Genomic DNA, 26,796 nt, shown 5'->3' on the forward strand with positions numbered 1-26,796 from the left:
TCAAGTCACTTGCCGGTGAAATGCGGCTTTCGCCGCTCGGCAAAGGCAGCCCGGCCCTCGGCATAATCGGCACTGTCGAAGGTCTCGGCGCCGATTACTTCCGCCTCGCGCAGCAGGTCGCCATCCTGTTCCAGGACGGCGCGGACCGCCAGTTTGGAGGCATGCAGCGCGATCGGCGCATTGACGGCGATGGCGTGGGCGAGGGCGGATACCTCGCTGTCGAACGAGCCGGCCTCTATTTCCTCCAGCAGAAACCCGGCCGCGGCCATCTTCTCGCTCGACATGGGCGTGCCGGTGAAAAGCGCGACCTTGGCCATCTGCGGTCCAAGCGCGTTGACGATGTCCTGCACGGCGTCGGCGGGATAGGCGATGCCGAGACGGACCGCGGGAACGGAGAAGCGGGCGCCTTGCTCGGCGATCCGCAGATCGCAAGCGGCAGCGAGCCCAAAGCCGCCGCCGTAGCAGATGCCACGGATTGCTGCGATCGTCGGCACGCGGCAATGGCGGATGGCGGTAAAGGCCTGGCTGTTCAGCGCCTCATAGGCAACCGCCGTTTCGGCGTTCTTACGCACGCTGTCGAATTCGTGGATGTCGGCTCCGGCGGAAAAATCCGCGCCGATGCCGCGCAGAATGATCACATGGGCGTGTGCCTCGTCCGTCAGCGCGCGCACGGCCTGGGGAATAGCCCGCCACATGGCTGCCGTTACGGCATTCTTCCGGTCGGGATTGTTGATCGTGATCGTGCCTATGGCTTCGCTGCCGGTTGCACGAAGGAGACCGCCGGCAAAATCACGTTCGAAATTCATGCTCGTTCGATCCATTTGTCTTGTGTGGCATTTGTTCTATATAATGTACCCCTGACAGAAAATCGGGAGACCGCCAATGGTCGCAGCAACGGATATTCGCCAGGTAGAAGGCCTAGGCGCGGTTAAGGTCGTAGATCCCATATGGGATAGCATGCGCGAGGAAGCTCGCACGGCTGCCGAGCGCGACCCGCTTCTGGCCGCCTTTCTCTATTCGACGATCATCAATCACCGTTCGCTGGAAGAATGTGTGATCTATCGCATCTGCGAACGCCTCGACCATCCGGACATGCAGGCCATCCTCCTGCGCCAGACGTTCGAGGAAATGCTGGACGATTGGACGGAATGGGGCGCGATCCTGCGCGTCGATATCCAGGCCGTCTACGATCGCGACCCGGCCTGCCTGCGCTTCCTTGAGCCCGTGCTCTATTTCAAGGGCTTCCACGCCTTGCAGACGCATCGTCTGGCGCACTGGCTCTATAATCGCGGCCGCCGCGATTTTGCCCTTTATCTGCAAAGCCGCTCCTCCAGCGTCTTCCAGACGGACATCAATCCGGCGGCACGCATCGGCAAGGGCATCTTCCTCGACCATGCGACCGGCTTGGTCGTGGGCGAGACGGCTGTGATCGGCGACAACGTCTCGATCCTGCATGGCGTCACGCTCGGGGGTACCGGCAAGGAAGGGAGCGACCGTCACCCGAAGATCGCCCATGGCGTCCTGATCGGCGCCGGCGCCAAGATCCTCGGCAATATCCAGATCGGTCATTGCTCGCGCATAGCCGCCGGTTCCGTGGTGTTGAAGGAAGTGCCCGCGAAGACGACGGTCGCCGGCGTTCCGGCCAAGGTCGTCGGCGAAGCCGGTTGCTCTGAGCCGTCCCGCTCCATGGATCAGCTGCTTGCCGAGCGCGTGGTGGTGGATCAGATCATGGGTGACGGAATCTAGAAAAATCCAGCCGGACATTCGGAAGCTTGCGCTGCCGCTGCGAGGTATGCGCGGTTCCGGTCTTTACACCGCCGCTTTTCCTATGCAAGAAGCGGCCAACCGAGATCCTCACGGAGAAGCATTGTGAAGCCTGAAGAAATCAAGAAACTCGACGCCTATTTCAAGCGCACGTTCAACCCGCAGATCGTGGTGAAGGCTCGCCCGCGCAAGAACGATTCGGCGGAAGTCTATCTTGACGAAGAGTTTCTGGGTGTCGTCTATATCGACGATGAAGATGGCGATCGCTCCTACAATTTCTCGATGGCTATCCTGGACGTCGATCTCTAGTCTGCTTCGGGCAATATCCGATATTGCAACCGAATTCCTGAGCCGTATTTCATTGAAGTACGGCTCTTTTCTTTGATGGTGACCGGAAATGTCATTGCTCGGCGCTCCCGAACGCCGATTAAGCTTGTCACCGGCGTAATCGCGATTTTCCAAAAAACGGCGATATTTTTGCCAAAGCCTGCGGTTGTAGCAGGTAATGATATATATTAGAGAAATCAAAATGATGCAGCGCAAACATTGCCGCTGACATGACATTGTTACCTGAAATGCAATTTTAGGTAGATATTGCGTCGCACAAGACTACTTGACTAATTGTGCGTCGCATTTAAGTTTCCTGCCTGTAAACCGGCCGCCGGCCGGCCAACAACAGGCCAACAAGGGACGGAGAGCATGTTTAATTTCGAAGAAGTGAACAAGAAGGGCAAGGAAGCTATGGACACGGCGCTGAAGAACTATTCCGACGTCAGCAAGGGTTTCCAGGCGATTGCCGCTGAAACCGCAGAATATTCCAAGAAGTCGTTTCAGGACGGCGTTACCCATTTCGAAACGCTCGCCGGCGTCAAGAGCTTCGAAGCGGCTTTCGAACTTCAGAGCAATTATGTGAAGTCCGCCTACGAAAACTTCGTTGCCGAAGCCACCAAGCTCGGCGAAATGTATGCCGATCTCGCCAAGGTTGCCTACAAGCCTTACGAAGCGCCCGTTGCGGCTGTGACCAAGGCTGCCAGCAAGGCTGCGGCGCCGGCAACGGCTGCCTGATCTCTCGCTGAAAATCAAGATTTCCGGAAGGACCGGCTGCGCGACGCGCGGCCGGTCTTTTGCTTTTTGTCATATCGAACGAGAACCGGAAATATGCTGCGACTTTTTTGGTCGCGGCATATTTTGTCAGCGAATTGTGATTGCAGTGTCCCGTAAGGGGCTTAAAATCGCGTCGATATGAACTAAGTTAGAGGTTCGGATATTCGGCCCGACCTAGTGAAGAAACCAACCGAGTTACCAAGTCGGAGCGCGATAGCTTCTGCCGGATGATTTGAGGAAGAATGAAATGATCGCTGAGCCGATCCGGATGCAGAACAACAGCGAAAAGAATGGGGACAACGGAAACCGTGGGACCTCGGTGATCACACGCACCAAACCTAAAACCAAAAAACCCCACCTGTATCGCGTGCTGCTTCTGAACGACGACTATACGCCCATGGATTTCGTGATCCATATCCTGGAGCGTTTCTTTCAAAAGGATCTCGAAAGTGCCACCCGCATCATGCTTCATGTCCACAATCATGGCGTCGGCGAGTGCGGGATATATACATATGAAGTGGCGGAAACGAAGGTGAGCCAGGTGATGGATTTTGCCCGGGAGCACCAACACCCGCTGCAATGTGTTATGGAAAAGAAGTGAGGATCTGAACGTGCCAACATTTTCGCCTAGTCTTGAGAAGGCGCTGCATCAGGCACTGACCTACGCGAACGAGCGGCATCACGAGTATGCCACGCTGGAACATCTGCTTTTGGCGCTGGTAGACGACGCCGATGCCGCAGCTGTCATGGGCGCGTGCAATGTTGATCTCGACGCGCTCCGTAAGACTTTGACTGAATACGTCGATAATGAACTTTCCAACCTGATTACGGGCTATGACGAGGACTCCAAGCCGACCTCCGGTTTCCAGCGCGTCATTCAGCGTGCCGTAATCCATGTGCAGTCGTCCGGTCGCGAGGAAGTGACGGGCGCCAATGTTCTCGTCGCGATTTTCGCCGAACGGGAAAGCCATGCTGCATTCTTCCTGCAGGAGCAGGAAATGACCCGCTACGACGCGGTAAACTATATCTCTCACGGCATCGGCAAGCGCCCGGGTTCCTCCCAGACCCGCACGCCGCGCGGCGCCGAGGAAAGCGAGTCCGAGAGCAAGCCGACCGCCCGCGGCGAGCAGGAGGAAGGCAACGGCAAGAAGCAGCAGGACGCCCTGAAGGCCTATTGCGTCAACCTCAATGAGAAGGCCAAGAACGGCAAGATCGATCCGCTGATCGGCCGCAATTCCGAGGTCAACCGTACCATCCAGGTGCTGTGCCGCCGCTCGAAGAACAACCCGCTCTATGTCGGCGATCCCGGTGTCGGCAAGACGGCGATTGCCGAGGGCCTTGCCAAGCGCATCGTCGAGGGCAAGGTTCCGGAAGCATTGGCCGATGCCACGATCTTCTCGCTCGATATGGGCACTCTGCTTGCCGGCACCCGCTATCGTGGCGATTTCGAAGAACGCCTGAAACAGGTCGTCAAGGAACTCGAAGAGTATCCGGGCGCCGTGCTGTTCATCGACGAGATTCACACCGTTATCGGTGCAGGTGCCACTTCCGGCGGCGCGATGGATGCATCGAACCTGCTGAAGCCGGCTCTTTCCTCGGGCGCGATCCGTTGCATCGGTTCGACCACCTACAAGGAATACCGTCAGTTCTTCGAGAAGGACCGGGCTCTCGTCCGCCGCTTCCAGAAGATCGACGTCAACGAGCCGAGCATCGAGGATGCCATCGAAATCATGAAGGGCCTGAAGCCCTATTTCGAAGAGTATCATCACCTGCGCTACTCGAACGACGCCATCAAGACGGCAGTCGAGCTCTCGGCTCGCTACATTTCCGACCGCAAGCTGCCGGATAAGGCGATCGACGTGATCGACGAGACGGGTGCGGCCCAGATGCTGCTGCCGCCGTCCAAGCGCCGCAAGCTGATCACCGAAAAGGAGATCGAGGCGACGGTTGCGACCATGGCCCGCATCCCGCCGAAGACGGTTTCCAAGGATGACGAGATGGTTCTCGCCAACCTGGAGCAGGAACTGCGTTCGGTCGTCTACGGCCAGGATACGGCGATCGAAGCGCTTTCGACCTCGATCAAGCTCGCTCGTGCGGGCTTGCGCGAACCGAACAAGCCGATCGGCTGCTACGTCTTCTCCGGCCCGACCGGCGTCGGCAAGACGGAGGTCGCCAAGCAGCTTGCTTCGTCGCTCGGCGTCGAATTGCTGCGCTTCGATATGTCGGAATATATGGAGCGTCATACGGTTTCCCGTCTGCTCGGAGCACCTCCCGGCTACGTCGGCTTCGACCAGGGCGGCCTCCTGACCGATGGCGTCGACCAGCACCCGCACAGCGTGGTTCTGCTCGACGAAATCGAGAAGGCGCATCCGGATATCTTCAATATCCTGCTGCAGGTCATGGACCATGGCGCGCTGACCGACCACAACGGCAAGAAGATCGACTTCCGCAACGTCATCCTGATCATGACGACCAATGCAGGCGCATCGGAAATGGCCAAGGCCGCCATCGGCTTTGGTTCGTCCAAGCGTACGGGCGAGGATGAAGAGGCGCTCAACCGCCTGTTCACGCCGGAATTCCGCAACCGCCTGGATGCGGTCATTCCCTTCGCAGCGCTGCCGACGACTGTTATCCACAAGGTCGTGCAGAAGTTCATCATGCAGCTGGAAGCACAGCTTTCCGAACGGAATGTTACCTTCGACCTGCATGAGGATGCTATCGCCTGGCTGTCCGAGAAGGGTTACGACGACAAGATGGGCGCCCGTCCGCTGGCGCGCGTCATCCAGGAAAACATCAAGAAGCCGTTGGCGAACGAAATCCTCTTCGGCAAGTTGAAGAAGGGCGGCGTCGTCACCGTCACGGTCGGCAAGAAGGAAGACGGCAGCACCGGCATCGTGCTCGACGCGACCGCCGATACTGCGCCGATCCGCCCGAAGCCGGAGGCAGAGGTCGGTGAACCGGCTGTCGAGGTGGTAGAGGATGACGGCGATACCGCCGTCAAGACCAGAAGCCGCGTCAGCAAGGCCGGCGCCGCCGCGGACGCGCGCCGCTCCGCCAAGGCTGCGGCAGCCCGCGAAAACGAAGAGCCGGAAGGCAAGTCGCCACGCAAGGGCGGCGGTGCGGTTCCGAAGGTTCCGCGCAAGTAACTGCTGAAACGGGCCAAAAGAAAAGGCTGCATTGGAAACAATGCAGCCTTTTCATTTTGTTAGGCGGAATTCTTGATGTGAAATCTCACAAGGCGCGGCTGCGCCTCATCCGTTCAGCGCGTCGATGATCTTCTTGGCATTCTCGGCCAATACCGCGCCATCTTCCATCTTGCCCGAATGCGGCTTCAGCGCGACGCCTTCGAGGCGCGGGATGACGTGGAAATGCAGATGGAATACGGTCTGGCCGGCGGACGGTTCGTTGAACTGGGCGATATAGACGCCATCCGCATCGAAGGCTTCCTGAACCGCGACCGCGATCTTCTGGACGACGGTGATCGCGTGCTGCAGGGCGGCCGGGTCGGCGTCGAAAATATTGCGCGACGGCGATTTCGGCATAACCAGCGTATGGCCCGGCGACTGTGGCATCACATCCATGAAGGCGATCGTGTGCTCATCCTCGTAGACGCGATAGGAAGGGATCTCGCCCTTCAGGATCTTCGCGAAGATATTGTTGTCGTCATAGGCGGGGCTGGTCATCCAGGGTCTCCTCGTCTTGCTTTGTGATCGTTTTGAGCGGCTACCGCAATTCCAGGAAAGATATATAGCGGTTTTCCGCCCGGAATTGCGTAAAAACAAAAAGATGGTGGGTTTTTGCGACTCGAAGAAAAGCGGCAAGGCTCTAGATATCTTGCCGTTCGCCTTTGCGGAAGGGGCTGTGTTCGGTGAGGATTTCGCTCATCTCCTCCACCTGTTCCCGTTCGTGCTTGAGGTAGTCGGCAACGGCGCGCCGCAGGCCCTGATGGCCGATATAATGCGCCGAATGGGTGATGACCGGAAGATAGCCGCGTGCGAGTTTGTGCTCGCCCTGCGCGCCGGCCTCCACGCGCTTCAATCCCTTGCTGAGCGCAAAATCGATCGCCTGATGATAGCAGACCTCGAAATGCAGGAAGGGGTGATCCTCGATGCAGCCCCAGTGCCGGCCATAGAGCGCTTCGCTCCCGATGAAATTGATGGCGCCGGCGATATAGCGCCCCTCACGTTTCGCCATGACGAGAAGGACGTCGTCCGGCATGCGCTCGCCGATCAGCGAGTAGAACTTTCGGGTCAGATAAGGCCGGCCCCATTTGCGGCTGCCCGTATCCATGTAGAAGGCGAAGAATTGGTCCCAGATGTTTTCGGTGAGATCGCTGCCGGTCAGCCAGTCGATGCTGATGCCATGCTCGACTGCCGTGCGCCGCTCTTTCTTCAATGCCTTGCGCTTGCGCGACGCCAGCGTCTCCAGGAAGGCATCGTGATCGGCATAGCCCTCGTTGATGAAATGGAACTGCTGGTCGGTGCGATGCAGATAGCCATCGCCATCGAAGACGGCGGCTTCGTCTTCGGGCAGGAAGGTGATGTGGGCGGAGGAAACGCCGAGCTGACGGGTGATTTCCTTCAGGCTTTCCGCAAGTGCCGGCTGCAGCACGCTGCGATCCTGTCCTTCGGCGACGAGCAGCCGCGGCCCGGTGGCGGGCGTGAAGGGAATGGAGCATTGAAGCTTCGGATAATAGCGTCCGCCGGCACGCTCGAAAGCGTCGGCCCAGCCATGGTCGAAAACATATTCGCCCTGACTGTGGCTTTTAAGATAGCCCGCGACGGCGCCGATCAATTCCCCGCTGTCGGTTTCCAGCAGCAGATGATTGCCGAGCCAGCCGGTCTTTTCGGTCGCCGAGCCTGACTCCTCAAGTGAAGACAGGAAGGCGTGCGAGACGAAGGGATTGTATGGCAGCACGCTGCCGGTTCTGGACGCCCCGGCCAGCTTGGACCAGCTCTCCGGAGCGATGTTCTTGAAGGATCTTTCGACTCGAATGGATAATTCGTCTGTCATCAAACTCTTGGCGCTAACAAGGACGGACTGGGCTTCGCCGCTGCGCTATGCATCCGGCAGGATGCGCAATGAGCGCAGCGGAAATTCGGGTTTGCGCGCAGCCCCTCCTTCGATCGGTCTCGATTTACGAGGCTATGCGCGGGTCAAAACCTTCGAAGGTCATCTGGTCTGCATTGGCAAATGTATGCTTGCGGGCCGCTTCGTCGCGCACGGTCCAGGTGATGACCGGAATGCCACGCTGGCGCTGCGCCGTGATGAAAGGGTTCGGCAGATGGCCAAAGAAGTATGATATGAAGTCTAGCCCGAGATGCATGGCTTCGTCATGCTGAAAAAATGTCTCAGGCTTGTTTCCTTCAGCCGTGAGGCCGACGGGGTAGGGCGATTCCAGGGCCTTCAGGTCCTTGAGCAGCCAATGGTCGAAGCTCATCAGGGCGACATGTCCCCTGTAGCCTTCGAGCACCTCGAGTACGGACTCGGCAAAGCCGTCGTCATCGCCCTCGCGGCCCTTGAGCTCCAGCACGAGCGGCACCTTGCCGTCGCAGAGTTGCAGCAGGTGCTTCAGCGTCGGGATCTTGTCCTTGGTGCCGCCGATCGAGAGCAGCCCAAGTTCGGCGGAGGTGCGCTCGCGCACTTCGCCGGGCAGATTGCAGACGCGCTGCAGATCGTCGTCATGGAAGACGACCGGAACGCCGTCAGAGGCGTAGTGCAGGTCGCACTCGATGGCAAAGCCTGCCTCGATGGCGCGGCTGAAGGCCGAGAGCGTATTCTCCCAGACCTCTTTGTTCATATCATGATAGCCACGATGAGCGACCGGGCGCTCGGTCAGCCAGGCAAGCTTGCTCATTATGCGATTTCCAGAATGGCATCGATCTCGACAGCGGCATTCAGCGGCAGAGCTGCCATGCCGACGGCGGCGCGGGCATGCTTGCCGGCTTCGCCCAACACATTTGCCAGAAGATTGGAGGCGCCGTTGATCACAAGATGTTGTTCGACGAAATCCGGCGTCGAGGCGACGAAGCCGTTCAGCTTGATCAGCCGCTTGATGCGGCCGAGATCGCCGCCGAGGGCGGCTTTCGCCTGGGCGAGAATGTTGATGGCGCAGAGTTCGGCCGCGCGCTGGCCGCCGGCGACATCGACGTCCTTGCCGAGATGGCCCGTCACGCCGATCTTGCCGTTTTCCATCGGCAGCTGGCCGGACAGATAGAGAAGATTGCCGCTGATGACATAGGGAACATAGTTGGCGGCAGGAGCTGCGGCCTGCGGCAAAGCGATACCAAGTTCCTTCAGACGAGCCTCTATGGCAGCGGACATTTTCATCTCCCGTTTTGTTGTAAAAACTTCAAAAATCCGGCATCAAGACTCAATTCCGACAACTGGAGCCGGCAGCCTCGTTTCAGCCGAAAGCGTTCTTATAACATCGCGTGCGAGTCCAACAGGAGATAATGAATGTTCCGCTCGAGTATTGCTGCCGCCGTCGTTTCGGGGCTGGGCATTCTTTCACTGGCGACACCCGCGGCCTATGCAGCCGGCCCGAGCGGGCTGATTGCTCATCGCGCCGTCTATGATCTCGAGCTGAAGGAAGCTTCCGATCGCTCCGGAATTGCCGGCATGGTCGGTCGCATGGTTTATGAATTCGAAGGCTCCGACTGCGCCGGCTTCACCACCAATTTCCGCTTCGTGACGAAGATCGACACCGGCGATTCGACCCGCGTCAGCGACCAGCAGACGACCACTTTCGAGGATCTCGGCAAACGGATATTTCGTTTTGAGACCAAGTCCTATACGGACAGCCAGCTCGACAAGGACGTGCGCGGCGCTGCCACAGACGACCAGAAGGGCATAAAGGTCGATCTGAGCCAGCCGCAGAGCAAGCAGATCGAACTCATCGAGAGCCGCTTCCCGACCGAGCACATGCTCGACATCATTCACAATGCCAAGCTCGGCAAGAGTTTCTTCGAGGCTCGGGTCTTCGATGGTTCGGACGATGGCGACAAGCCGCTGATCGCCACCACCGTCGTCGGCAAGCAGCAAACGCCCGCCAAGGATGACCCGGACGCTGATAAGGCCGGTCCTTTCGCGCAGACGGCCTTCTGGCCGGTGAGCGTCGCCTATTTCAACGAGAAGTCCAGCGGCGACGCCATGCCGGTCTACCGCATGTCGTTCAAACTCTACGAGAACGGCATAACGCGCGATCTCACCATGGATTACGGCGACTTCGCCCTGACGGGCAAACTCACCAAGCTCGAGGTCCTCGACAGCAAGGCGTGCCAGTAGTTCTCTGCCCTCAAAGCGCGAATTCATTGTCATAAAGCTGTGATCCAAGTTTCACTATTGTGTGACATGATCGGCACGCGTGGGTGAGTCTAGATATCGCTCGTGCCGATCTGGAATTGTAGTGGGGCGCGCTGGGGAATGATCGTCATTAGGGCGATTGGAAATTTGCGGTCGGCTCCGTGTTTGTGCACAGGAAAGCGCGCCTATGAGCAATACCGATATCGCCGCCGGCTCGAGCAATACCCTGCCGGTCGTTGCCGCCGATCCGGCGGAAATCGCCCGCATCGGCGATAGTATCGACCTGACCGATCGTGCCGGCATTTCCGTCTATGGAGATCGTGCCCAGCAAGCCGTTTCCGATTATTCCGACCGCGTCCTGCGCGAGGTCCGCAATCGCGATCTCGGCGAAGTCGGCAAGTTGCTGACCGATATCATCGTCAAATCCAAGAGGCTCGATCCGGCCTCGCTGAAGGATGAGGGCTTCCTGTCGCGGATGTTTTCCTCGTTCCGGGCGCGGCTGGAGCGTTTCAAGGAACAGTTCGAGGATGTGGCCGGCCAGATCGATCGCATCGGGCTGGAGCTCGACCGCCACAAGGATGTCTTGCGCCGCGACATCGCCCTTCTCGATGATCTGCACGAGGAAACCAAGCAGTCCATCGTGCAGCTCGACGCCTATGTACAGGCCGGCAAGGATTTTGCCGAGCGTTTTCGCGCCGCAGAACTGCCGCGGCTGAAGAGTGCCGCCGACGCGGCGTCCGCCAATCCCGGTGGCGGCATGCTGGAGGCGCAGATCTATCAGGATAGCCTGCAGGCCCTCGATCGGCTGGAAAAGCGGGTTTTCTACCTGCAGCAGGCGCGCCAGCTCGGCATCCAGCAATTGCCGCAGATCCGCATCGTCCAGTCCGGCGACGAAACCCTGATCGAAAACCTGCAGGCGACCTCCGCGCTGACCGTGCCGGCCTGGAAGCAGAAAATGGTGATCCTGCTCGGCCTCACCCAGCAGAAGTCCGCGCTCGAACTGCAGAAGACGGTTACCGACGCCACCAACGACATGATCCGCGAGGCATCGAAAATGATGAAGGATCAGGCGATTGCCATAGAACAGCAATCGCAGCGCGGTATCGTCGATATCGACACGCTGGCCGCCGCCAATCGCGACCTCATCGACACCATCAGCGGCGTCTTGAAGGTGCAGGAGGACGGCCGCGCCAAACGGGCCGAGGCTGAACAGCGGATGCAGAAAATGACCGTTGAGCTCAAGAAGGCAATGATCGAGGTGCGTTGAAAGCCATGGCGATCCGCACTTTCGTTACCGGGCTGACACTGGCAGGCCTGCTCGCGCTGAGCAGCTGCAATGTCGGCGGGCAAGGCCCGAAATTCTCGATTATCTCCGGCTCGGAAAACACGATCCTGCAGCCGATCGTCGAGGAGTTCTGCAAAGAGAAGAAGGCGAGCTGCAGCTTCTCCTATGAGGGCACGCTGGATATCGGCCTGGCCCTGCAAAGCGAAAAGGGCGTCGAGCAGGATGCCGTCTGGCCGGCATCGAGCGTCTGGGTAGACATGTTCGATGCCAAGCGCCGGGTGAAGTCGCTGGCATCGGTCGCTCAGATGCCGGTCATTCTGGGCGTGCGCAAATCCAAGGCCGAGGCGCTCGGCTGGATCGGCAAGCCGGTCTATATGAAAGACATATTGGCGGCCGTGAAGAGCGGTTCGCTGAAGTTTCTCATGACATCGGCCACGCAATCCAATTCCGGCGCCAGTGCCTATCTCGGCATGCTGTCGAGCGCGCTCGGCAACAAGCCCGTCATCGAGCCGGGCGATCTCGACAAGCCGGATGTCCAGAGTGCGGTCCGCTCGCTCCTTGCCGGCGTCGAGCGGTCCTCCGGTTCGTCGGGCTGGCTTGCGGATCTGTATACGGAGTCGGCGACGAAGGGCGTGCTTTATGACGCCATGTGGAACTACGAGGCGCTGTTGAAGGAAACCAACGACAAACTGGCGGGCATGGGCAAGGAGCCGCTCTATGCCATCTATCCGGCCGATGGCGTTGTCATTGCCGATTCGCCGATCGGCTTCGTCGATCACGGGCGAGGGCAGGAGGTCGAGACCTTCTTCAACCAGCTCGCCGAATACCTGCGGTCAGCACCGGTACAGAAGCGCATCGCCGATACGGGCCGCCGCATTCCGCTCGCCGATGTCTCCGCCAAGCCGGACCCGTCATGGAATTTCGATCCTACCCGTCTGGTGACGGCGATCCGCATGCCTGAACCCGCCGTGATCCGCCAGGCACTCGATCTCTATCAGGTGGCATTGCGAAAGCCGTCACTGACGGCTCTTTGCCTGGATTTTTCCGGGTCCATGGAGGGCAAGGGCGAGGGGCAGCTGCAGGCTGCGATGCAGTTCCTGTTCAATCCGGATGAGACCGGCAAGGTGCTTGCTCAGTGGACGCCGGCCGATCGCATCATGGTCATTCCCTTCGACGCCGATGTGCGCACGACTTTCGAGGGTACTGGAAATCCGGCTCAGCAGAAAATGCTGGTCGACAAGGTTTCACGCCAGCATGCCGGCGGCGGCACGGATATGTATGCCTGCGCGAGCAGGGCGCTTGACTGGATGCAGGCAAGGCGGGATTTGCCGTCTTATCTGCCGGCGATCGTCATCATGACCGACGGAAAATCCGATGATGCCAATCGTGATTTCATGGGTAAATGGGCTTCGGTGAGCCCGCATGTGCCGGTTTTCGGCATCACTTTCGGCGATGCGGACAAGCGGCAGCTCGATGCTCTCGCGAAAGAGACTTCGGCACGCGTCTTCGATGGCCGTGGCGATCTGGTCAGCGCATTCCGGGCAGTGCGCGGCTATAACTAGAGCATTTCTGTTCTAAACGGGGTCGCAGAAATGCTCTATCTCTTTGTTTTCACGCAATTCCGGACGCAAAGCCGCTTCGCATTTTTGCTGGAATTGCTCTAGGACGGTAATGCGCAACTGGTTCGGCAATGACTGGAATTGGATCGTAGCGGGGTTGGCCGCCGCAATCGTCGTGCCTTTGCTCAGCTTCTTTGCCGGTATGCCGATATGGATCGCGGCGATCATCGGCCTCCTGGTCTTCGTCGGCCTCATCTTCGCGCTTGCACCCAAGCGCCTTTTCGAAGGGCTGGACGCCAAGGCGATCGGCAAGGGGCGTCTGGAATTTGCCCGCGACCTGTTGAGCGCGGCGGTGCCCGCTGCGCAAAGGCTGGAAGCGTCGGCGGGCCAGATCGCCAGCAAGGATACGGCAAAGCGGGTGCGACATCTGGCGGAAATCGCCGCCGACGTCTTCGCCAAGGTGGAGGCCAACCCGGAAAGCGCCGGCACGGTCAGGCGGTTCCTGAGCTACTACCTGCCGCGCGCGGCGGAGGTCGCGGAAGGGTTTGCCACAATCGAGGCGAAGCGCCAGCCGGATGCCGCGCGTCTGCAAGAAGTCGCCCTCGTTCTGACTAAGCTGGAAGACGCTTTCGTGCATTATTCCGACAGCCTGATCGAAGACAGGCTCGATACGCTTGATACGGAGTTGCGCCTCATACAGGCCTCGCTCAAAGAGGATATAGGACGCTGATGGCCATTTCCCGCCGCGCTTTTGGAGTAGGGCTTCTTGCCGCCGGTATCGCAGGGACCGGAGGCTATTTCGCCGTCAAGGATCGGCCGGAGCTGCAGGGGCTGCTCGGCAACCGCACGAAGCTGTTCGGCTTCATTGGCGGCGAGAAAGAAGCATTCCTCGCCGATCAGGATGTGATTTCGGCGCTGCACGGCCACGGGCTTGAAATTAACAGCCGCGTCGCGGGCTCGGTCGAGATGGTGCGCGAGCAGGCGCTTCTGTCGCAGAACCCCGCCTTCCTCTGGCCCTCCTCGTCGATCATGGTCGATATTGCCCGGCAAGGCGGCATCAAGATCCGCAATGATCGGGTCATCCTCAATACGCCTGTGGTCGTCTATTCCTGGCAGCCTGTTGTCGACGGGTTGACCAGGGCAGGACTTGTCACCGCCACCGCGGAGGGACATCATCAGCTTGACCTCAAGGCGCTGCTGGATGCCGTGCTCGCCGGGACGAACTGGTCGAAGCTCGGCGTCAATTCGCTCTACGGTCAGGCCAGAATTGTCTCCACGGACCCCAACCGCTCCAACTCCGGCTTCATGTTCTCCGGTCTGGTGCTGAGCCTCCTGAGCGGTAATGTGGCCAGCGCCGCAGGTCTCGCGCAGTTCGGAGATAAGGCGCAGGCCATCTTCCGCAACATGGGCTTCAAATCGTCGTCGTCGGGCAAGCTCTTCGAGCAGTATCTGGCCGGCGGCATCGGCGGCGAGCCGATGATCGTCGGCTATGAGAACCAGCTGGTGGAATGGATCCTTGCCGATCCGAAGCGCTGGCAGAGAATCCAGGCCAGCAACGGTGCCAAGCCCGTAGTGCTCTATCCGCATCCGACCGTCTATTCCGCGCATCCGCTGATCGCCATCGACGAGCAGGTCGATCGCATGATCGAGGCTCTCATCAGCCCGCGATTGCAGCAGCTCGCCTGGACGAAGCATGGTTTCCGCGGGCCGCTCGGAACCGCGACCGGCGATGCCGACAGCGCAATTGCCGGCCTGCTGCCGGCGGAAATCGACGCCGTCTTGCCGATGCCGGACGCCCATGTCATGCTGACGCTGCTCGATAAACTGGCCAGCTGAGGGTTAGGCGCGGTTATTTTTCGATGGGAAAGCCTTGCATTCCAAGCGAATCGAATGTAAGGGCACCCGCATTCCACACGTAAGGCATGGGATTGTCCGGGAGAAATCCGGATCGTTCCGCCCGGTGGCATCCTCGAAGAGGGTGCTGTTCGCCTTGCGGAGGTTCAACCGGTAAAGGAGACAAAGGCATGGCATTGCCTGATTTTTCTATGCGCCAGCTTCTGGAAGCTGGTGTTCACTTCGGTCACCAGACGCACCGCTGGAACCCGAAGATGAAGCCCTACATTTTCGGCGATCGTAACAACATCCACATCATCGACCTCGCCCAGACGGTTCCGATGCTGAGCCGCGCTCTGCAGGTTGTCAGCGACACCGTTGCTCGTGGCGGCCGCGTTCTGTTCGTCGGCACCAAGCGTCAGGCGTCTGAACTGATCGCCGACAGCGCAAAGCGTTCGGCTCAGTACTACGTCAACGCCCGCTGGCTCGGCGGCATGATGACCAACTGGAAGACGATCTCCAACTCGATCCAGCGTCTGCGCAAGCTCGACGAAATCCTCTCCGGCGAAGCCCAGGGCTTCACCAAGAAGGAGCGTCTGAACCTTGAGCGCGAACGCGAAAAGCTCGACAAGGCCCTCGGCGGTATCAAGGACATGGGCGGCACGCCGGACCTGATGTTCATCATCGACACCAACAAGGAAAAGATCGCGATCGACGAAGCTAAGCGCCTCGGCATTCCGGTCGTCGCCATCATCGACTCGAACTGCGATCCGGACCTGATCGACTATCCGATCCCGGGCAACGACGACGCTTCGCGCGCCATCGCTCTTTACTGCGACCTGATCTCGCGCGCTGCCATCGACGGCATCGCTCGCCAGCAGGGTGCATCCGGCCGTGATCTCGGCGCTTCCGAGGAAGCCCCGATCGAGCCGACCCTGGCGGACGGCACCGAAGCCTGATCGCGCATGGAGGCGGGCAGTAGACTGTCCGCCCAAGCGCAATGACATCCGGGATAAGGCCGTTTGCGACTTCAACGAGTTCGAGCGGCCTTATCGCGTTTTTGATAACGCCTCGCCTGGGCGGAAATCCGGGCATGATCCAAACAGAATTCCACAGTATGACGCAGCTTCATAACGCTGTCATACTTACGGGTACATTTCGTCCCTCAAATCGGTGCCGCTTCGGCTCAAAGCTGTATGCCGCACCGTATGAACCGACAAGAGGAAGCTTATGACCGAGATTACGGCTGCACTGGTGAAAGAACTGCGCGAAAAGTCTGGCGCAGGCATGATGGACTGCAAGAAGGCGCTGACGGAAACCAACGGCGATATCGAAGCCGCGATCGACTGGCTGCGCGCCAAGGGCATCTCCAAGGCCGACAAGAAGTCCGGCCGCACCGCCGCTGAAGGCTTGGTCGCCATTGCCGGCGCCGGTCACAAGGCTGTTGTCGTCGAGCTCAACTCCGAAACCGACTTCGTTGCCCGTAACGATGCCTTCCAGGACCTCGCTCGCGGCGTCGCCGAAGTTGCGTTGTCCACCGACGGCACGGTCGAAGCCATTTCGGCTGCGACCTACCCGGCATCCGGCAAGCCGGTCGCCGACACCATCAAGGACGCGATCGCAACCATCGGCGAAAACATGACGCTTCGTCGTGCCGCCAAGCTGGAAGTCGAGCACGGCGTCGTGGCGACCTACATCCACAATGCTGCCGGCGACGGCATCGGCAAGCTCGGCGTTCTGGTTGCCCTGAAGTCGGTCGGCGACAAGGCCGTTCTGACCTCGATCGGCCGCCAGGTTGCCATGCACATTGCTGCCACCAACCCTCTGGCCATCCGCGCCGAGGAAGTCGATGCCGCAGTCGCCGAGCGCGAGCGTAACGTCTTCATCGAGCAGTCCCGCGAATCCGGCAAGCCGGAAGCCATCATCGAAAAGATGGTGGAAGGCCGCATGCGCAAGTTCTTCGAGGAAGTCGCTCTTCTCTCGCAGGCTTTCGTCATCAACCCGGACCTGACGGTCGCTGCTGCCATCAAGGAAGCTGAAAAGACCGCCGGCGCCCCGATCGAAATCACCGGCATGGCCCGTCTGCTCCTCGGCGAAGGCGTCGAGAAGGAAGAAACCGACTTCGCTGCCGAAGTTGCTGCCGTCGCCAAGGGCTGATTGACGAACGGAAGTCATATCCCGATTTGGTGAAACCATATCAGGGAAAACCTCAGGGCATCGCGTGACAACGCGGTGCCCTTCGTGTATCCGGCATTCACAACCATTCCCCCGCGATGACTTCAAGGAGCCCATATGTCCCAGCCGATCTACAAGCGTGTATTGCTCAAGGCCTCCGGCGAAGCGCTTATGGGCAGTCAAGGTTTCGGTATCGACGTTACCGTCGCGGACCGGATTGCCTCTGATATCGCGCAAGCCCGCGCCATGGGCGTCGAAGTCGGCGTCGTGGTCGGCGGCGGCAATATCTTCCGCGGTGTGGCCGTGGCCTCCAAGGGTGGCGACCGCGTGACCGGCGACCACATGGGAATGCTCGGAACCGTCATCAATGCGCTGGCGCTGGCAACCTCGCTGCGCAAGCTCGACATCGAAACCGTCGTGCTCTCGGCCATTTCCATGCCGGAGATCTGCGAGAGCTTCTCGCAGCGCGCCACGCTTTATCATCTCTCGCTCGGTCGCGTAGTGATCTTTGCCGGCGGCACGGGAAACCCGTTCTTCACCACCGATTCGGCCGCCGCGCTGCGCGCCGCGGAAATGGGCGCGCAGGCGATCTTCAAGGGCACGCAGGTCGACGGCATCTATTCCGCCGATCCGAAGAAATTCCCCGATGCGGAGCGCTTCGACCATCTGACGCACAGTCAGGTGCTCGAGAAGGGCCTTGCCGTCATGGACGTAGCCGCCGTGGCGCTTGCGCGGGAAAACGCAATTCCGATCATCGTCTTCTCGATCCACGAGAAGGGCGGATTCGCGGAAATCTTGACCGGCGGCGGCCGCAAGACCATCGTATCAGACAACTGACATTCCTGTGGCGCCGAGCATGGCTGGCGTCGCCCTATTAGACGGGAGTATAAACATGAGTGAAGGCAACGAACTCAAGGAACTGAAGCGCCGTATGGACGGCGCCATCGCGGCATTCAAGAGCGACATCGCCTCGTTGCGCACCGGGCGCGCATCCGCCAATATCCTGGATCCGGTCACGATCGAAGCCTATGGCTCGCGCATGCCGCTGAACCAGGTCGCCAACATCACCGTTCCGGAGCCACGCATGCTGACCGTATCGGTCTGGGACAAATCGATGGTCAGCGCCGTCGAACGCTCCATCCGCGAATCCAACCTCGGCCTCAATCCGATCGTCGATGGCCAGAACCTGCGTATCCCGCTGCCGGAGCTCAACGAAGAGCGCCGCCGCTCGCTGGTGAAGGTCGCCCATGAATATGCGGAGAAGGCCAAGGTTGCGATTCGCCACGTTCGCCGTGACGGGATGGACGGTCTCAAGAAGGCCGAAAAGGACGGCGTGATCGGCCAGGACGAGAGCCGATCCCTCTCCGAGCGTGTGCAGAAAATGACGGATGAGACGATTTCGGATATCGACCGCTTGCTAGCCGACAAAGAAAAGGAAATCATGCACGTCTGATCGTAAGCTGGGGGACTGTCGCTCTTTCGGTTTGGAAACATTGAAAGCGGTGATCGCGCCCTAGATTACGAGGCCAGAACATCTTCTGCCGAACGAAACCGGATACACATGTCAGCTCCCACGTTCTCTGTCGTACCTGAACACGTTGCCATCATCATGGATGGCAATGGGCGTTGGGCCAATGCGCGCGGGCTGCCGCGCACCATGGGCCATCGCAAGGGCGTGGAGGCGGTGCGGGAGACCGTGCGGGCGGCTGGCGATGTCGGCATAAAATATCTGACGCTGTTTGCCTTCTCCTCGGAGAACTGGCGCCGTCCGGAGACCGAGGTGAGCGATCTGCTCGGTCTGCTCAAAGCATTCATCCGGCGGGATCTTGCCGAGCTTCACCGGCAGAATGTGCGGATCCGCGTCATCGGCGACCGCACCAATTTGCGCAGCGATATCCTGCCGTTGCTGCTCGAAGCCGAGGAAACCACCAGGAACAATACCGCTCTTACGCTGGTGATCGCGTTCAACTATGGCTCGCGCGACGAGATTGCGCGTGCCTTCGTCAGCCTGGCAAAGGATGTGGAGGCAGGGCGGTTGCGTCCGCAGGACATCGGGCCTGAGCTGGTCGGCGCGCGTTTGGATACCGCCGGCATTCCCGATCCTGACCTCATTATCCGCACGAGCGGCGAGGAGCGGTTGTCGAACTTCCTGCTTTGGCAGGCCGCTTATTCCGAATTCATGTTCATGCCGGAATACTGGCCTGATTTCAGCCGCGATCTTTTCTTTGCAGCGCTGGAGAAGTATGCCGCGCGCGACCGGCGCTTTGGCGGTCTTTCCGCCAAGCCGGCGGCGGCCGTGGGGTCCTGATGAGCCGCGAACTCAGGCTGCGCATCATCTCCGGCATCATCCTTGCCGTTCTCGTTCTTGCAGCCACCTGGTATGGCGGCCTGAGTTTCCGGCTCCTGGCAGCGGCAATCAGCCTGCTTGTTTATTATGAATGGTCGACCATATCGGATCTGCATGGAAGCGATCCGCAGGGAAATGCGCTCGGCTGGGTCGGCCTCGTCGTGATTGCCGGTGCGACCGTGACGGGCGAATCGGTCTATTCTCTCGAAGTTCTCGCGGCCTTTGTCGTCGTCACGGCGGTCATCGTCGCCATTCGCCAAAAGAGCTGGTGGCTGCCCGGGGGGGTGCTCTATTCCGGATTGACAGCAATTGCGCTTGCCGAGATTCGCGATGACGATCTTCGTGGCTTCGTGCTGATGCTGTTCATCTTCGCCACCGTCTGGGCAACCGATATCCTCGCCTATTTCGTCGGCCGCGCGATCGGCGGTCCTAAGCTTGCGCCGCGCATATCGCCGGGCAAGACCTGGTCGGGGGCCATAGGTGGCGCCGTTGCAGCCGTCATAGCCGGAACCGCGGTCGTCTGGAGCTATTTTTCCGCCGATGACTTGCGGATTCCCCTGCTCGCGCTGGTGCTGTCCGTCTGCAGCCAGATCGGCGATTTGTTCGAGTCCTTCATCAAGCGCCGTTTCGGGGTTAAGGATTCCGGTTATCTGATTCCGGGCCATGGCGGCGTCATGGATCGCGTCGATGGACTAATTTTTGCTTGTTTTGCGGCGTTTTTGTTGGCTATCGTAATATCGCTGACAAAGAGCGGCGAGACCTTGTCACTGGGCGGCGTTCTGCTCGGTGTCTGAAATTCATACGAACAGGATCGTTGCATGGGTAGCGCGGCTGGCTTCATCGGTTTCTTGACAAACAACGTCATCACGTTTGTTTTTGTCCTGTCGCTGCTCGTTTTCGTGCATGAGATGGGCCACTATCTCATCGGTCGCTGGTCCGGTATCCGCATCATGGCCTTTTCGATCGGCTTCGGTCCCGAGATCGCGGGATTTACCGATCGGCACGGCACGCGCTGGAAGCTCTCGCTTGTTCCCCTCGGCGGCTATGTGCGCTTCTTCGGCGACGAGGATGCCTCCAGCAAGACCGACGCTGATCAGCTTGCCGCCATGACGGAAGAGGAGCGTGCCCGGTCCTTTGCCGGTGCCAAGCTGTGGAAAAGAGCGGCGACCGTTGCAGCAGGCCCGATCGCGAATTTTCTCCTCGCCATCGCCATCTTCGCAGCACTTTTCAGCATTTACGGCCGCACGGCAGCTGATCCCGTCGTTGCCATGGTGACGCGCGACGGCGCAGCTGCCGAAGCCGGTATCCAGCCCGGCGACCGGCTGATGGCCATCGACGGCGTCAACGTCACCACCTTCGACGAGGTGCAGCGCTACGTCGGACTGCGCCCGGGCCGCACGATCGTTCTGACGGTCGAGCGTGACGGCCAGAAGCGCGATTTCCGCATTGTTCCGAAGCTGGTCGAGGACACCGATCAATTCGGCAACAAGATGGAGATGGGCCGCATCGGTATTGCGCTCGTCGATCCGCTGGTGACTGTAACCGAGCCGGCCGGCCCCGCCGCCAAGGCCGGCATCCTGGCCGGAGATCGGCTGATCGCCATCGACGGCCATAGTGTCGCAACCTATTACGATATCGGACGCTACGTCAGCGAACGCCCGGGCAAGAACATCGTGCTGACGGTGCAGCGCAGCGGCCAAATGCGCGATTTTCCGATGGTCGCCGGGACCCTGACCGACATCGATGCCTCCGGCAACAAGAAGAATGTCGGCAGCATCGGCATTGGGCCGATCGACCCTCTGGTCGGATCGATCGCCTCCGATAGTCCCGCTGCGGCAGCCGGCCTCGAACTTGGCGACCGCATTCTTTCCGTTGATGGCCACGCAGTCGGCTCCATTGGCGAAGTGCAGCGTTTTGCCGCGTCCCATGCCGACAAGGCCATCAAGCTGTCCGTCGAGCGCAACGGCCAGACGCGCGATGTGGCGGTGACGCCGAAGACCTCGGAAGAAGCCGATGTCTTTGGAGCGCCGACGAAGATCGCCACCATCGGCATCACGGACGGCCAGAAGCCGCTGAAGCTGCGCTACGAGGCCTATGGACCGTTCCGCGCGCTCGGCGAAGGCGTGAAGCAGACCGTCAGCATCGTCTCCGGTACTTTCGAGTATCTCGGCAATGTCATCGGCGGCTACATGAAGGCCGATCAGCTCGGCGGGCCAATTCGGGTTGCACAAATGTCGGGGCAAATGGCAACTCTGGGTTTCGCCGCGGTGCTGCAGTTTGCCGCCATACTTTCTGTTTCAATAGGGTTATTAAATTTGATGCCTGTGCCGGTACTTGATGGCGGGCACTTGATGTTCTATGCGATTGAAGCCGTAAGGGGAAAACCTTTGGGTGCACGGGCGCAGGATATCGCTTTCCGGATTGGATTTGCGATGGTGCTCTCGCTCATGGTGTTTGCGACATGGAATGATATTAGTTCCCGGCTGGGCTAGAGGGGCAAAGCGAGAGGAAAATTACGATTTATTTACGATGTTTCAAAGCTGTAGTGGCGAATGGGTCACGCTTCGAAATGAAGTAAACGGAAATTAACTTGCTCCCTTGCTTGTATGTCAAAAGCGGGTAAAACGACACACGTGGCCGGAATCGGGTTCGCTCGGGGCTGGGGACGACTGAAAAAAAGGTAAGAAGTGAAAATGAAGGCTGGTTCAAGATTATTGAACGCAGTGTCGGCGGTAGCGCTGTCTGCTGGTGTTGTTGCGTCGGGCGCTGGTGTTATCACCCTTGCCTCTGCCTCAGTCGCGGAAGCCGCTGTCATTCAGCGGGTCGATGTCCGGGGCGCAGAACGTGTCGGGGCTACGGCTGTCCGTGACAATATCACGATCAAGCCCGGCAAGAGCTTCTCTCCCAGTGACATCGATTCATCGGTGAAGCAGCTTTATGCCACCGGATATTTCTCCGATGTCCATATTAGCGTTTCGGGCAGCACCCTTGTCATCTCGGTCAAGGAAAACCAGCTCATCAACGCTGTGGTCTTCAACGGCAACCGCAAGATCAAGGACGACAAGCTTCAGGGCCTCGTTCAGACGCACTCTGCCGGCCCGTATAATGAAGCCACTGTTCAGGCAGATATCAAGACCATCAAGGACGCCTACGCCTCCATCGGCCGTAACGATGTGCAGGTGACGACGCAGACCGCGCAGGTCGGGCAGGGCCGCCTTAACGTGGCCTTCGTTATCAATGAAGGCGATCGTACCAAGATCGACAAGATCAATTTCTCGGGCAACCAGGCTTACGGCAGCGGCCGCCTTGCTTCGGTGATCAGCACCAAGAAGAGCAACTTCCTGTCGTTCCTGACCCGTAAGGACGTCTATAGCCCGGATCGCCAGCAGGCCGACCAAGACGCTCTGCGCCAGTTCTACTACAATCACGGTTATGCGGATTTCCGCATCGTGAGCGCGGATGCGACGCTGAACGAGCAGAGCAACGAATACACGCTGAACTTCAATGTCGATGAAGGTCCGCGCTACACCTATGGCGACATCAATGTCGTCTCGACGGTCGACGGCGTCAACGCCGACGAGCTGAAGGGCCTCGTTATCACCCAGAAGGGCTCTGTCTACAGCGCCAAGGACATTCAGACCTCGATCGAGAACATTTCCAAGCGCGTCGCTTCCGCCGGTTATCCGTTTGCCCGCATCACGCCGCGCGGTAACCGCGATCTGACCGGCCACACGATCGGTGTCGAATATCTGGTCGACCAGGGCGAGCGTGCCTACGTCGAGCGTATCGAAATCCGCGGCAACACCCGCACGCGCGATTATGTCATCCGTCGTGAGTTCGACCTCAACGAAGGCGATGCGTTCAACCAGGAAATGATCACGCGCGCCAAGCGTCGCCTTGATGCGCTCGGTTACTTCACGAAGGTCGATATCTCCACGGCACAGGGCAGTTCCCCGGATCGCGTCGTGGTGATTGTCAACGTCGAAGATCAGCCGACCGGCTCGTTCGGTATCGGTGCCGGTTACGCCGTCGGTAACAACGGCGGTCTGCTGCTGGAAGCCTCGGTTGAAGAAAAGAACTTCCTTGGCCGCGGCCAGTACATCCGCGTCGCCGCAGGCGCAGGTACGGAAGGCAATCGTACCTACAATATCTCGTTCACCGAGCCCTATTTCCTCGGTTATCGTCTGGCTGCCGGTTTTGATATCTTCAAGAACCAGACTTCGAGCGACGACTTCTACGACTATTCGGAAGAAGGCTTCTCGCTGCGTGTCACCGCGCCGATCACCGAGAACCTGGCGACGACGCTGCGCTACAACTACAAGCGTCTGACCTATGATGGTACGAATGATTGGCAGAACAATCTTTCGGCTCCGTATCTGAATCTTGTCAATAACGGTCCTTGGACGCAGTCGACGGTTTCGCAGACCTTTACCTACAACACGCTGGACGACCAGAATCTGCCGCGTGAAGGTCTCATCGCCAAGTTTACGCATGAATTTGCAGGCCTCGGCGGCGACTCCAACTTCTACAAGTTGAGTGGTAAGGCTCGTTACTACCAGATGATCAGCGACGAAGCCGATATCATCGGCTCGCTGACGGTCGGTGCGGGTTATGTGATGCCGACGGATGGCAAGCTGAACGTCTTCGATCAGTTCACTCTCGGCGGTCGTGAAATCCGCGGCTTCGAGAATGCTGGTATCGGCCCGCGTTCGTCGCACGGCGATCCGCTCGGCGGCACGACCTACTTCACAGCTTCGGCTGAAGCGAGCATGCCGATGCCGGGTGTCCCGCAGGATATCGGTCTTCGTGTCGCAGCCTTCGCTGATGCAGGTACGCTTTATGGCAACAAGGCGAACCTCTTCGGCGATACGCTGAACAACGACAGTTCGCTTCGGGCGTCGCTCGGTGCAGGTCTGATCTGGTCTTCGCCGTTTGGTGTCATCCGTGTCGACTATGCCGTGCCGGTCGCCAAGGAAAGCTACGACAAAGTTCAGAATTTCCGGTTTGGCATCGCCAATCAGTTCTGATATCGGCAGTCCAGAACTGCGGGCTTGAACACCGTTCTGGAGCTGGTGCTTATGGAACATACTGGTTTTTTCCCACCCCATGGTGGGGTCAGCTTGAAGCAGCTGGCTGAACATCTTGGGGTGGAACTTGCTGATGAGGCCTCTTCGGAGGTCGTCATCAGATCGATCGCTCCCGTCTATCGCGCAGGCGAAGGCGATATTTGCTACATTCTTTCCCGGAAGAATCGCGTCGAGCTGGAGACCTGCAAGGCTTCGGCAATTATCTGCTTGCCGGCGCTGAAGTCCTTCATCCCCGAGCATATTCCGGTGCTTCTGTCCAAAAAGCCGCATACGGATTTTGCGCTTACCGGTGCATTGCTGCATCCGCAGGCGATGCGTCCTGTTACGTTCACGTCCAATCCGGCGACCATATCGCCGGCAGCGGTTGTCGATGCGACGGCGAAGCTGGAAGCCAATGTTGGCGTCGAGCCGGGCGCGATCATCGGCGCGGGCGCCGAGATCGGCGAGGGGACGTATATCGGAGCCAATGCCCTTATCGGGCCGGGCGTGAAGATCGGACGCAATTGCAGCATCGGCGGCGGCGCGAGCGTGCTCTGCGCCTATCTCGGCAACGGTGTCATCATCCATAACGGCGCGCGTATCGGCCAGGATGGTTTCGGCTATGCACCGGGGCCGCGCGGCATGATCAAGATCGTGCAGATCGGCCGGGTCATCATTCAGGACAATGTCGAGATCGGCGCCAATACGACGATTGACCGAGGCACGATGGACGACACGGTGATCGGCGAGGGCACCAAGATCGACAACCAGGTCCAGATCGGACACAACGTCCGCATCGGCCGCCATTGTGCTATCGTCAGTCAGGTCGGCATTGCCGGCAGCACGGTGATCGGCGACGGCGTGCAGATCGGTGGCCAGGCTGGCCTCAACGGGCATATCCACATCGGCGATGGCGCGCAGATCGGCGCCAAGAGTGGTGTTATGAATAATATTCCGGCTGGTGAGCGCTATGCTGGTCTTCCAGCGCGGCCGCTATGGGATTTTCTAAGAGAATCGGCGGAGATCGCCAAGCGGTCAGGAGCCAGGGACAAGAAGGACGGGAGTGCGGAGCATGACTGAGGAAGCCAAGACGTCGTTGTCATCGGCCGATGTTCTGGAAATAATGAAGCTGTTGCCGCATCGCTATCCGTTCCTGATGGTCGACAAGATCATCGAGATCGATAGCGACAACTCCGCGATCGGCATCAAGAACGTGACGGCCAATGAGCCACAGTTCACCGGGCATTTTCCGGAATCGCCGATCATGCCGGGCGTGCTGCTCATCGAAGGCATGGCGCAGACGGCCGGTGCAATCTGCGCTCGGAAGGACGGCATCGGCGGAAACCTCGTCTACTTCATGACGATCGACAATGCTCGTTTCCGCAAGCCCGTCGTTCCGGGCGATCGTGTCGAGTTTCATGTCGTCAAGCTGAAGCAGCGCGGCACCATCTGGAAATTCCATTGCGACGCCAAGGTCGATGGCACCTTGGTCGCCGAAGCGGACATCGGCGCGATGATCGTGCGGAAGGATCAGAACGAGGCATGAGCAGCATCGCAAAAAGCGCGCGCATCCATAAGCTCGCGGTCGTTGAGGATGGTGCCATCATCGGCGAGAACGTCGTGGTCGGACCTTTCTGCCACGTCGGCTCCAAGGTTGTGCTGCATGACGATGTTCAGTTGCTGACGCATGCCGTCGTTACCGGCCGCACGACGATCGGCAAGGGAACGAAGATATTCCCGATGGCCGTCGTCGGCGGCGACCCGCAGAGTGTTCATCACGGCGGCGAAGAGACGACGCTGGATGTCGGTGAAAACTGCACGATCCGCGAAGGCGTGACAATGAACACCGGCACGGCCGATTTCGGCGGCAAAACGATTGTCGGCAACAATAATCTGTTCCTGGCCAATTCGCATGTGGCGCATGATTGCCGCGTCGGCAACAATGTCATCATGTCGAACAACGTCATGCTGGCAGGACATGTTGTCGTTGAAGACCGGGCTATCCTCGGGGGCGGCTGTGCCGTGCATCAGTTTACCCGCATCGGCCGGCAAGCCTTCGTCGGCGGGCTTTCTGCCGCCAGCTACGATGTCATTCCCTATGGCATGCTGAACGGAAATCCCGGCGTACTTTCCGGTCTCAACATTGTCGGCATGACGCGCGCTGGCATAGACCGTGCGGTCATCCATAGAGTTCGCCGCGCGTACAAGAGCATCTTCGAGGGCGAAGGTTCGATTAGGGATAATGCGGCAGCGATCCGTGACGAATATGCCGACTGCAAGGAAGCGATGGAGATCCTTGACTTCATCGCAGCCGATAGCGATCGCGCGCTGTCGTCGCCCAATCGCGGTAAGAGCTGA

26 protein-coding genes are annotated in these 26,796 nt (G+C 59.3%); 21 read left to right on the top strand and 5 right to left on the bottom strand.

Features of this window, described 5'->3' with window-relative positions; all coding sequences use genetic code 11:
* Positions 1-5: 5 nt before the first annotated feature.
* Complete coding sequence (locus RHSP_RS15310; protein ID WP_004118735.1) at positions 6-806, bottom strand: enoyl-CoA hydratase-related protein; 801 nt, start codon at positions 804-806, stop codon at positions 6-8.
* Between the two features lie 76 nt (positions 807-882).
* On the opposite strand from RHSP_RS15310, the gene cysE reads away from it, so the two are divergent.
* The 5 genes from cysE (at position 883) to clpA (ending at position 6,014) form a co-directional block, all read left to right on the top strand.
* Positions 883-1,746 carry a serine O-acetyltransferase gene (cysE, locus tag RHSP_RS15315; protein WP_004118736.1) on the top strand — a complete coding sequence of 288 codons (864 nt, stop codon included), beginning with the start codon at positions 883-885 and terminating at the stop codon, positions 1,744-1,746.
* Between the two features lie 123 nt (positions 1,747-1,869).
* Complete coding sequence (locus RHSP_RS15320) at positions 1,870-2,073, top strand: DUF3126 family protein (RefSeq protein ID WP_037152189.1); 204 nt, start codon at positions 1,870-1,872, stop codon at positions 2,071-2,073.
* Positions 2,074-2,463: 390 nt separating this feature from the next.
* Positions 2,464-2,829, top strand: coding sequence for a phasin family protein (locus RHSP_RS15325; RefSeq protein WP_004118737.1), 366 nt, complete (start codon positions 2,464-2,466; stop codon positions 2,827-2,829).
* Positions 2,830-3,115: 286 nt separating this feature from the next.
* Entirely contained in the window at positions 3,116-3,469 is a 354-nt protein-coding gene (gene clpS / locus RHSP_RS15330) for an ATP-dependent Clp protease adapter ClpS (protein ID WP_004118738.1), read from the top strand.
* A 10-nt stretch (positions 3,470-3,479) separates the two neighbouring features.
* Entirely contained in the window at positions 3,480-6,014 is a 2,535-nt protein-coding gene (gene clpA, locus RHSP_RS15335) for an ATP-dependent Clp protease ATP-binding subunit ClpA (RefSeq protein WP_037152192.1), read from the top strand.
* A 105-nt stretch (positions 6,015-6,119) separates the two neighbouring features.
* Here clpA and RHSP_RS15340 read toward each other — a convergent pair whose 3' ends face one another.
* The 4 genes from RHSP_RS15340 to RHSP_RS15355 form a co-directional block, all read right to left on the bottom strand.
* Positions 6,120-6,551 carry an HIT family protein gene (locus tag RHSP_RS15340; protein ID WP_004118741.1) on the bottom strand — a complete coding sequence of 144 codons (432 nt, stop codon included), beginning with the start codon at positions 6,549-6,551 and terminating at the stop codon, positions 6,120-6,122.
* 142 nt (positions 6,552-6,693) lie between these two features.
* The gene (locus RHSP_RS15345; protein ID WP_004118742.1) at positions 6,694-7,881 is read right to left on the bottom strand and encodes a GNAT family N-acetyltransferase; all 1,188 of its coding nucleotides are present in this window, start codon (positions 7,879-7,881) and stop codon (positions 6,694-6,696) included.
* Between the two features lie 124 nt (positions 7,882-8,005).
* Positions 8,006-8,725, bottom strand: a complete 720-nt coding sequence (locus RHSP_RS15350; protein WP_004118744.1) for a glycerophosphodiester phosphodiesterase — start codon at positions 8,723-8,725, stop codon at positions 8,006-8,008.
* Positions 8,725-9,192: a RidA family protein gene (locus tag RHSP_RS15355; protein WP_004118745.1), complete on the bottom strand. Its 468-nt coding sequence runs from the start codon at positions 9,190-9,192 to the stop codon at positions 8,725-8,727. The genes RHSP_RS15350 and RHSP_RS15355 overlap by 1 nt, the downstream gene beginning before the upstream one ends.
* A 135-nt stretch (positions 9,193-9,327) precedes the next feature.
* On the opposite strand from RHSP_RS15355, the gene RHSP_RS15360 reads away from it, so the two are divergent.
* The 16 genes from RHSP_RS15360 (at position 9,328) to lpxA (ending at position 26,796) form a co-directional block, all read left to right on the top strand.
* On the top strand, positions 9,328-10,155 hold the full coding sequence (locus RHSP_RS15360) for a cell envelope integrity EipB family protein (RefSeq protein ID WP_004118747.1): 828 nt from the start codon (positions 9,328-9,330) through the stop codon (positions 10,153-10,155).
* A gap of 205 nt (positions 10,156-10,360) precedes the next feature.
* Positions 10,361-11,440, top strand: coding sequence for a toxic anion resistance protein (locus RHSP_RS15365; protein WP_004118755.1), 1,080 nt, complete (start codon positions 10,361-10,363; stop codon positions 11,438-11,440).
* A 5-nt stretch (positions 11,441-11,445) separates the two neighbouring features.
* Positions 11,446-13,020 carry a substrate-binding domain-containing protein gene (locus RHSP_RS15370; RefSeq protein WP_037152195.1) on the top strand — a complete coding sequence of 525 codons (1,575 nt, stop codon included), beginning with the start codon at positions 11,446-11,448 and terminating at the stop codon, positions 13,018-13,020.
* A gap of 109 nt (positions 13,021-13,129) precedes the next feature.
* On the top strand, positions 13,130-13,747 hold the full coding sequence (locus RHSP_RS15375; protein WP_004118761.1) for a 5-bromo-4-chloroindolyl phosphate hydrolysis family protein: 618 nt from the start codon (positions 13,130-13,132) through the stop codon (positions 13,745-13,747).
* Positions 13,747-14,853 carry a substrate-binding domain-containing protein gene (locus RHSP_RS15380; RefSeq protein WP_004118762.1) on the top strand — a complete coding sequence of 369 codons (1,107 nt, stop codon included), beginning with the start codon at positions 13,747-13,749 and terminating at the stop codon, positions 14,851-14,853. The genes RHSP_RS15375 and RHSP_RS15380 overlap by 1 nt, the downstream gene beginning before the upstream one ends.
* Before the next feature lie 188 nt (positions 14,854-15,041).
* The gene (gene rpsB, locus RHSP_RS15385) at positions 15,042-15,809 is read left to right on the top strand and encodes a 30S ribosomal protein S2 (protein WP_004118763.1); all 768 of its coding nucleotides are present in this window, start codon (positions 15,042-15,044) and stop codon (positions 15,807-15,809) included.
* A gap of 271 nt (positions 15,810-16,080) precedes the next feature.
* Positions 16,081-17,007 carry a translation elongation factor Ts gene (gene tsf / locus RHSP_RS15390; protein WP_037152198.1) on the top strand — a complete coding sequence of 309 codons (927 nt, stop codon included), beginning with the start codon at positions 16,081-16,083 and terminating at the stop codon, positions 17,005-17,007.
* A 135-nt stretch (positions 17,008-17,142) separates the two neighbouring features.
* Positions 17,143-17,862 carry a UMP kinase gene (gene pyrH / locus RHSP_RS15395; protein WP_037152201.1) on the top strand — a complete coding sequence of 240 codons (720 nt, stop codon included), beginning with the start codon at positions 17,143-17,145 and terminating at the stop codon, positions 17,860-17,862.
* Positions 17,863-17,917: 55 nt separating this feature from the next.
* On the top strand, positions 17,918-18,478 hold the full coding sequence (gene frr / locus RHSP_RS15400) for a ribosome recycling factor (protein WP_004118765.1): 561 nt from the start codon (positions 17,918-17,920) through the stop codon (positions 18,476-18,478).
* A 108-nt stretch (positions 18,479-18,586) separates the two neighbouring features.
* Positions 18,587-19,333 carry an isoprenyl transferase gene (locus RHSP_RS15405; protein ID WP_004118766.1) on the top strand — a complete coding sequence of 249 codons (747 nt, stop codon included), beginning with the start codon at positions 18,587-18,589 and terminating at the stop codon, positions 19,331-19,333.
* Positions 19,333-20,166 carry a phosphatidate cytidylyltransferase gene (locus tag RHSP_RS15410; protein ID WP_004118767.1) on the top strand — a complete coding sequence of 278 codons (834 nt, stop codon included), beginning with the start codon at positions 19,333-19,335 and terminating at the stop codon, positions 20,164-20,166. Before RHSP_RS15405 ends, RHSP_RS15410 begins: the two co-directional genes overlap by 1 nt.
* Positions 20,167-20,190: 24 nt before the next feature.
* Positions 20,191-21,864: an RIP metalloprotease RseP gene (gene rseP, locus RHSP_RS15415; RefSeq protein ID WP_004118768.1), complete on the top strand. Its 1,674-nt coding sequence runs from the start codon at positions 20,191-20,193 to the stop codon at positions 21,862-21,864.
* 201 nt (positions 21,865-22,065) lie between these two features.
* Positions 22,066-24,399: an outer membrane protein assembly factor BamA gene (gene bamA, locus RHSP_RS15420; protein ID WP_004118769.1), complete on the top strand. Its 2,334-nt coding sequence runs from the start codon at positions 22,066-22,068 to the stop codon at positions 24,397-24,399.
* A gap of 51 nt (positions 24,400-24,450) precedes the next feature.
* Positions 24,451-25,518 carry a UDP-3-O-(3-hydroxymyristoyl)glucosamine N-acyltransferase gene (gene lpxD / locus RHSP_RS15425; protein ID WP_004118771.1) on the top strand — a complete coding sequence of 356 codons (1,068 nt, stop codon included), beginning with the start codon at positions 24,451-24,453 and terminating at the stop codon, positions 25,516-25,518.
* Complete coding sequence (gene fabZ, locus RHSP_RS15430) at positions 25,511-25,984, top strand: 3-hydroxyacyl-ACP dehydratase FabZ (protein ID WP_004118774.1); 474 nt, start codon at positions 25,511-25,513, stop codon at positions 25,982-25,984. The genes lpxD and fabZ overlap by 8 nt, the downstream gene beginning before the upstream one ends.
* A complete protein-coding gene (gene lpxA / locus RHSP_RS15435) occupies positions 25,981-26,796 on the top strand; it encodes an acyl-ACP--UDP-N-acetylglucosamine O-acyltransferase (RefSeq protein WP_004118777.1) in 816 nt (271 codons plus the stop codon). Before fabZ ends, lpxA begins: the two co-directional genes overlap by 4 nt.

This window comes from Rhizobium freirei PRF 81, assembly GCF_000359745.1.
Classification (GTDB): Bacteria; Pseudomonadota; Alphaproteobacteria; order Rhizobiales; family Rhizobiaceae; genus Rhizobium; species Rhizobium freirei.

Coding starts and splice junctions, on each gene's coding strand:
- RHSP_RS15340 (WP_004118741.1), bottom strand. CDS start 6,551: ATGACCAGCCCCGCCTATGACGACAACAATATCTTCGCGAAGATCCTG.
- fabZ (WP_004118774.1), top strand. CDS start 25,511: ATGACTGAGGAAGCCAAGACGTCGTTGTCATCGGCCGATGTTCTGGAA.
- bamA (WP_004118769.1), top strand. CDS start 22,066: ATGAAGGCTGGTTCAAGATTATTGAACGCAGTGTCGGCGGTAGCGCTG.
- RHSP_RS15410 (WP_004118767.1), top strand. CDS start 19,333: ATGAGCCGCGAACTCAGGCTGCGCATCATCTCCGGCATCATCCTTGCC.
- pyrH (WP_037152201.1), top strand. CDS start 17,143: ATGTCCCAGCCGATCTACAAGCGTGTATTGCTCAAGGCCTCCGGCGAA.
- clpS (WP_004118738.1), top strand. CDS start 3,116: ATGATCGCTGAGCCGATCCGGATGCAGAACAACAGCGAAAAGAATGGG.
- RHSP_RS15405 (WP_004118766.1), top strand. CDS start 18,587: ATGTCAGCTCCCACGTTCTCTGTCGTACCTGAACACGTTGCCATCATC.
- lpxA (WP_004118777.1), top strand. CDS start 25,981: ATGAGCAGCATCGCAAAAAGCGCGCGCATCCATAAGCTCGCGGTCGTT.
- RHSP_RS15355 (WP_004118745.1), bottom strand. CDS start 9,192: ATGTCCGCTGCCATAGAGGCTCGTCTGAAGGAACTTGGTATCGCTTTG.
- RHSP_RS15325 (WP_004118737.1), top strand. CDS start 2,464: ATGTTTAATTTCGAAGAAGTGAACAAGAAGGGCAAGGAAGCTATGGAC.
- rseP (WP_004118768.1), top strand. CDS start 20,191: ATGGGTAGCGCGGCTGGCTTCATCGGTTTCTTGACAAACAACGTCATC.
- RHSP_RS15375 (WP_004118761.1), top strand. CDS start 13,130: ATGCGCAACTGGTTCGGCAATGACTGGAATTGGATCGTAGCGGGGTTG.
- RHSP_RS15380 (WP_004118762.1), top strand. CDS start 13,747: ATGGCCATTTCCCGCCGCGCTTTTGGAGTAGGGCTTCTTGCCGCCGGT.
- RHSP_RS15310 (WP_004118735.1), bottom strand. CDS start 806: ATGAATTTCGAACGTGATTTTGCCGGCGGTCTCCTTCGTGCAACCGGC.
- lpxD (WP_004118771.1), top strand. CDS start 24,451: ATGGAACATACTGGTTTTTTCCCACCCCATGGTGGGGTCAGCTTGAAG.
- RHSP_RS15345 (WP_004118742.1), bottom strand. CDS start 7,881: ATGACAGACGAATTATCCATTCGAGTCGAAAGATCCTTCAAGAACATC.
- RHSP_RS15350 (WP_004118744.1), bottom strand. CDS start 8,725: ATGAGCAAGCTTGCCTGGCTGACCGAGCGCCCGGTCGCTCATCGTGGC.
- rpsB (WP_004118763.1), top strand. CDS start 15,042: ATGGCATTGCCTGATTTTTCTATGCGCCAGCTTCTGGAAGCTGGTGTT.
- tsf (WP_037152198.1), top strand. CDS start 16,081: ATGACCGAGATTACGGCTGCACTGGTGAAAGAACTGCGCGAAAAGTCT.
- frr (WP_004118765.1), top strand. CDS start 17,918: ATGAGTGAAGGCAACGAACTCAAGGAACTGAAGCGCCGTATGGACGGC.
- cysE (WP_004118736.1), top strand. CDS start 883: ATGGTCGCAGCAACGGATATTCGCCAGGTAGAAGGCCTAGGCGCGGTT.
- RHSP_RS15370 (WP_037152195.1), top strand. CDS start 11,446: ATGGCGATCCGCACTTTCGTTACCGGGCTGACACTGGCAGGCCTGCTC.
- RHSP_RS15365 (WP_004118755.1), top strand. CDS start 10,361: ATGAGCAATACCGATATCGCCGCCGGCTCGAGCAATACCCTGCCGGTC.
- RHSP_RS15360 (WP_004118747.1), top strand. CDS start 9,328: ATGTTCCGCTCGAGTATTGCTGCCGCCGTCGTTTCGGGGCTGGGCATT.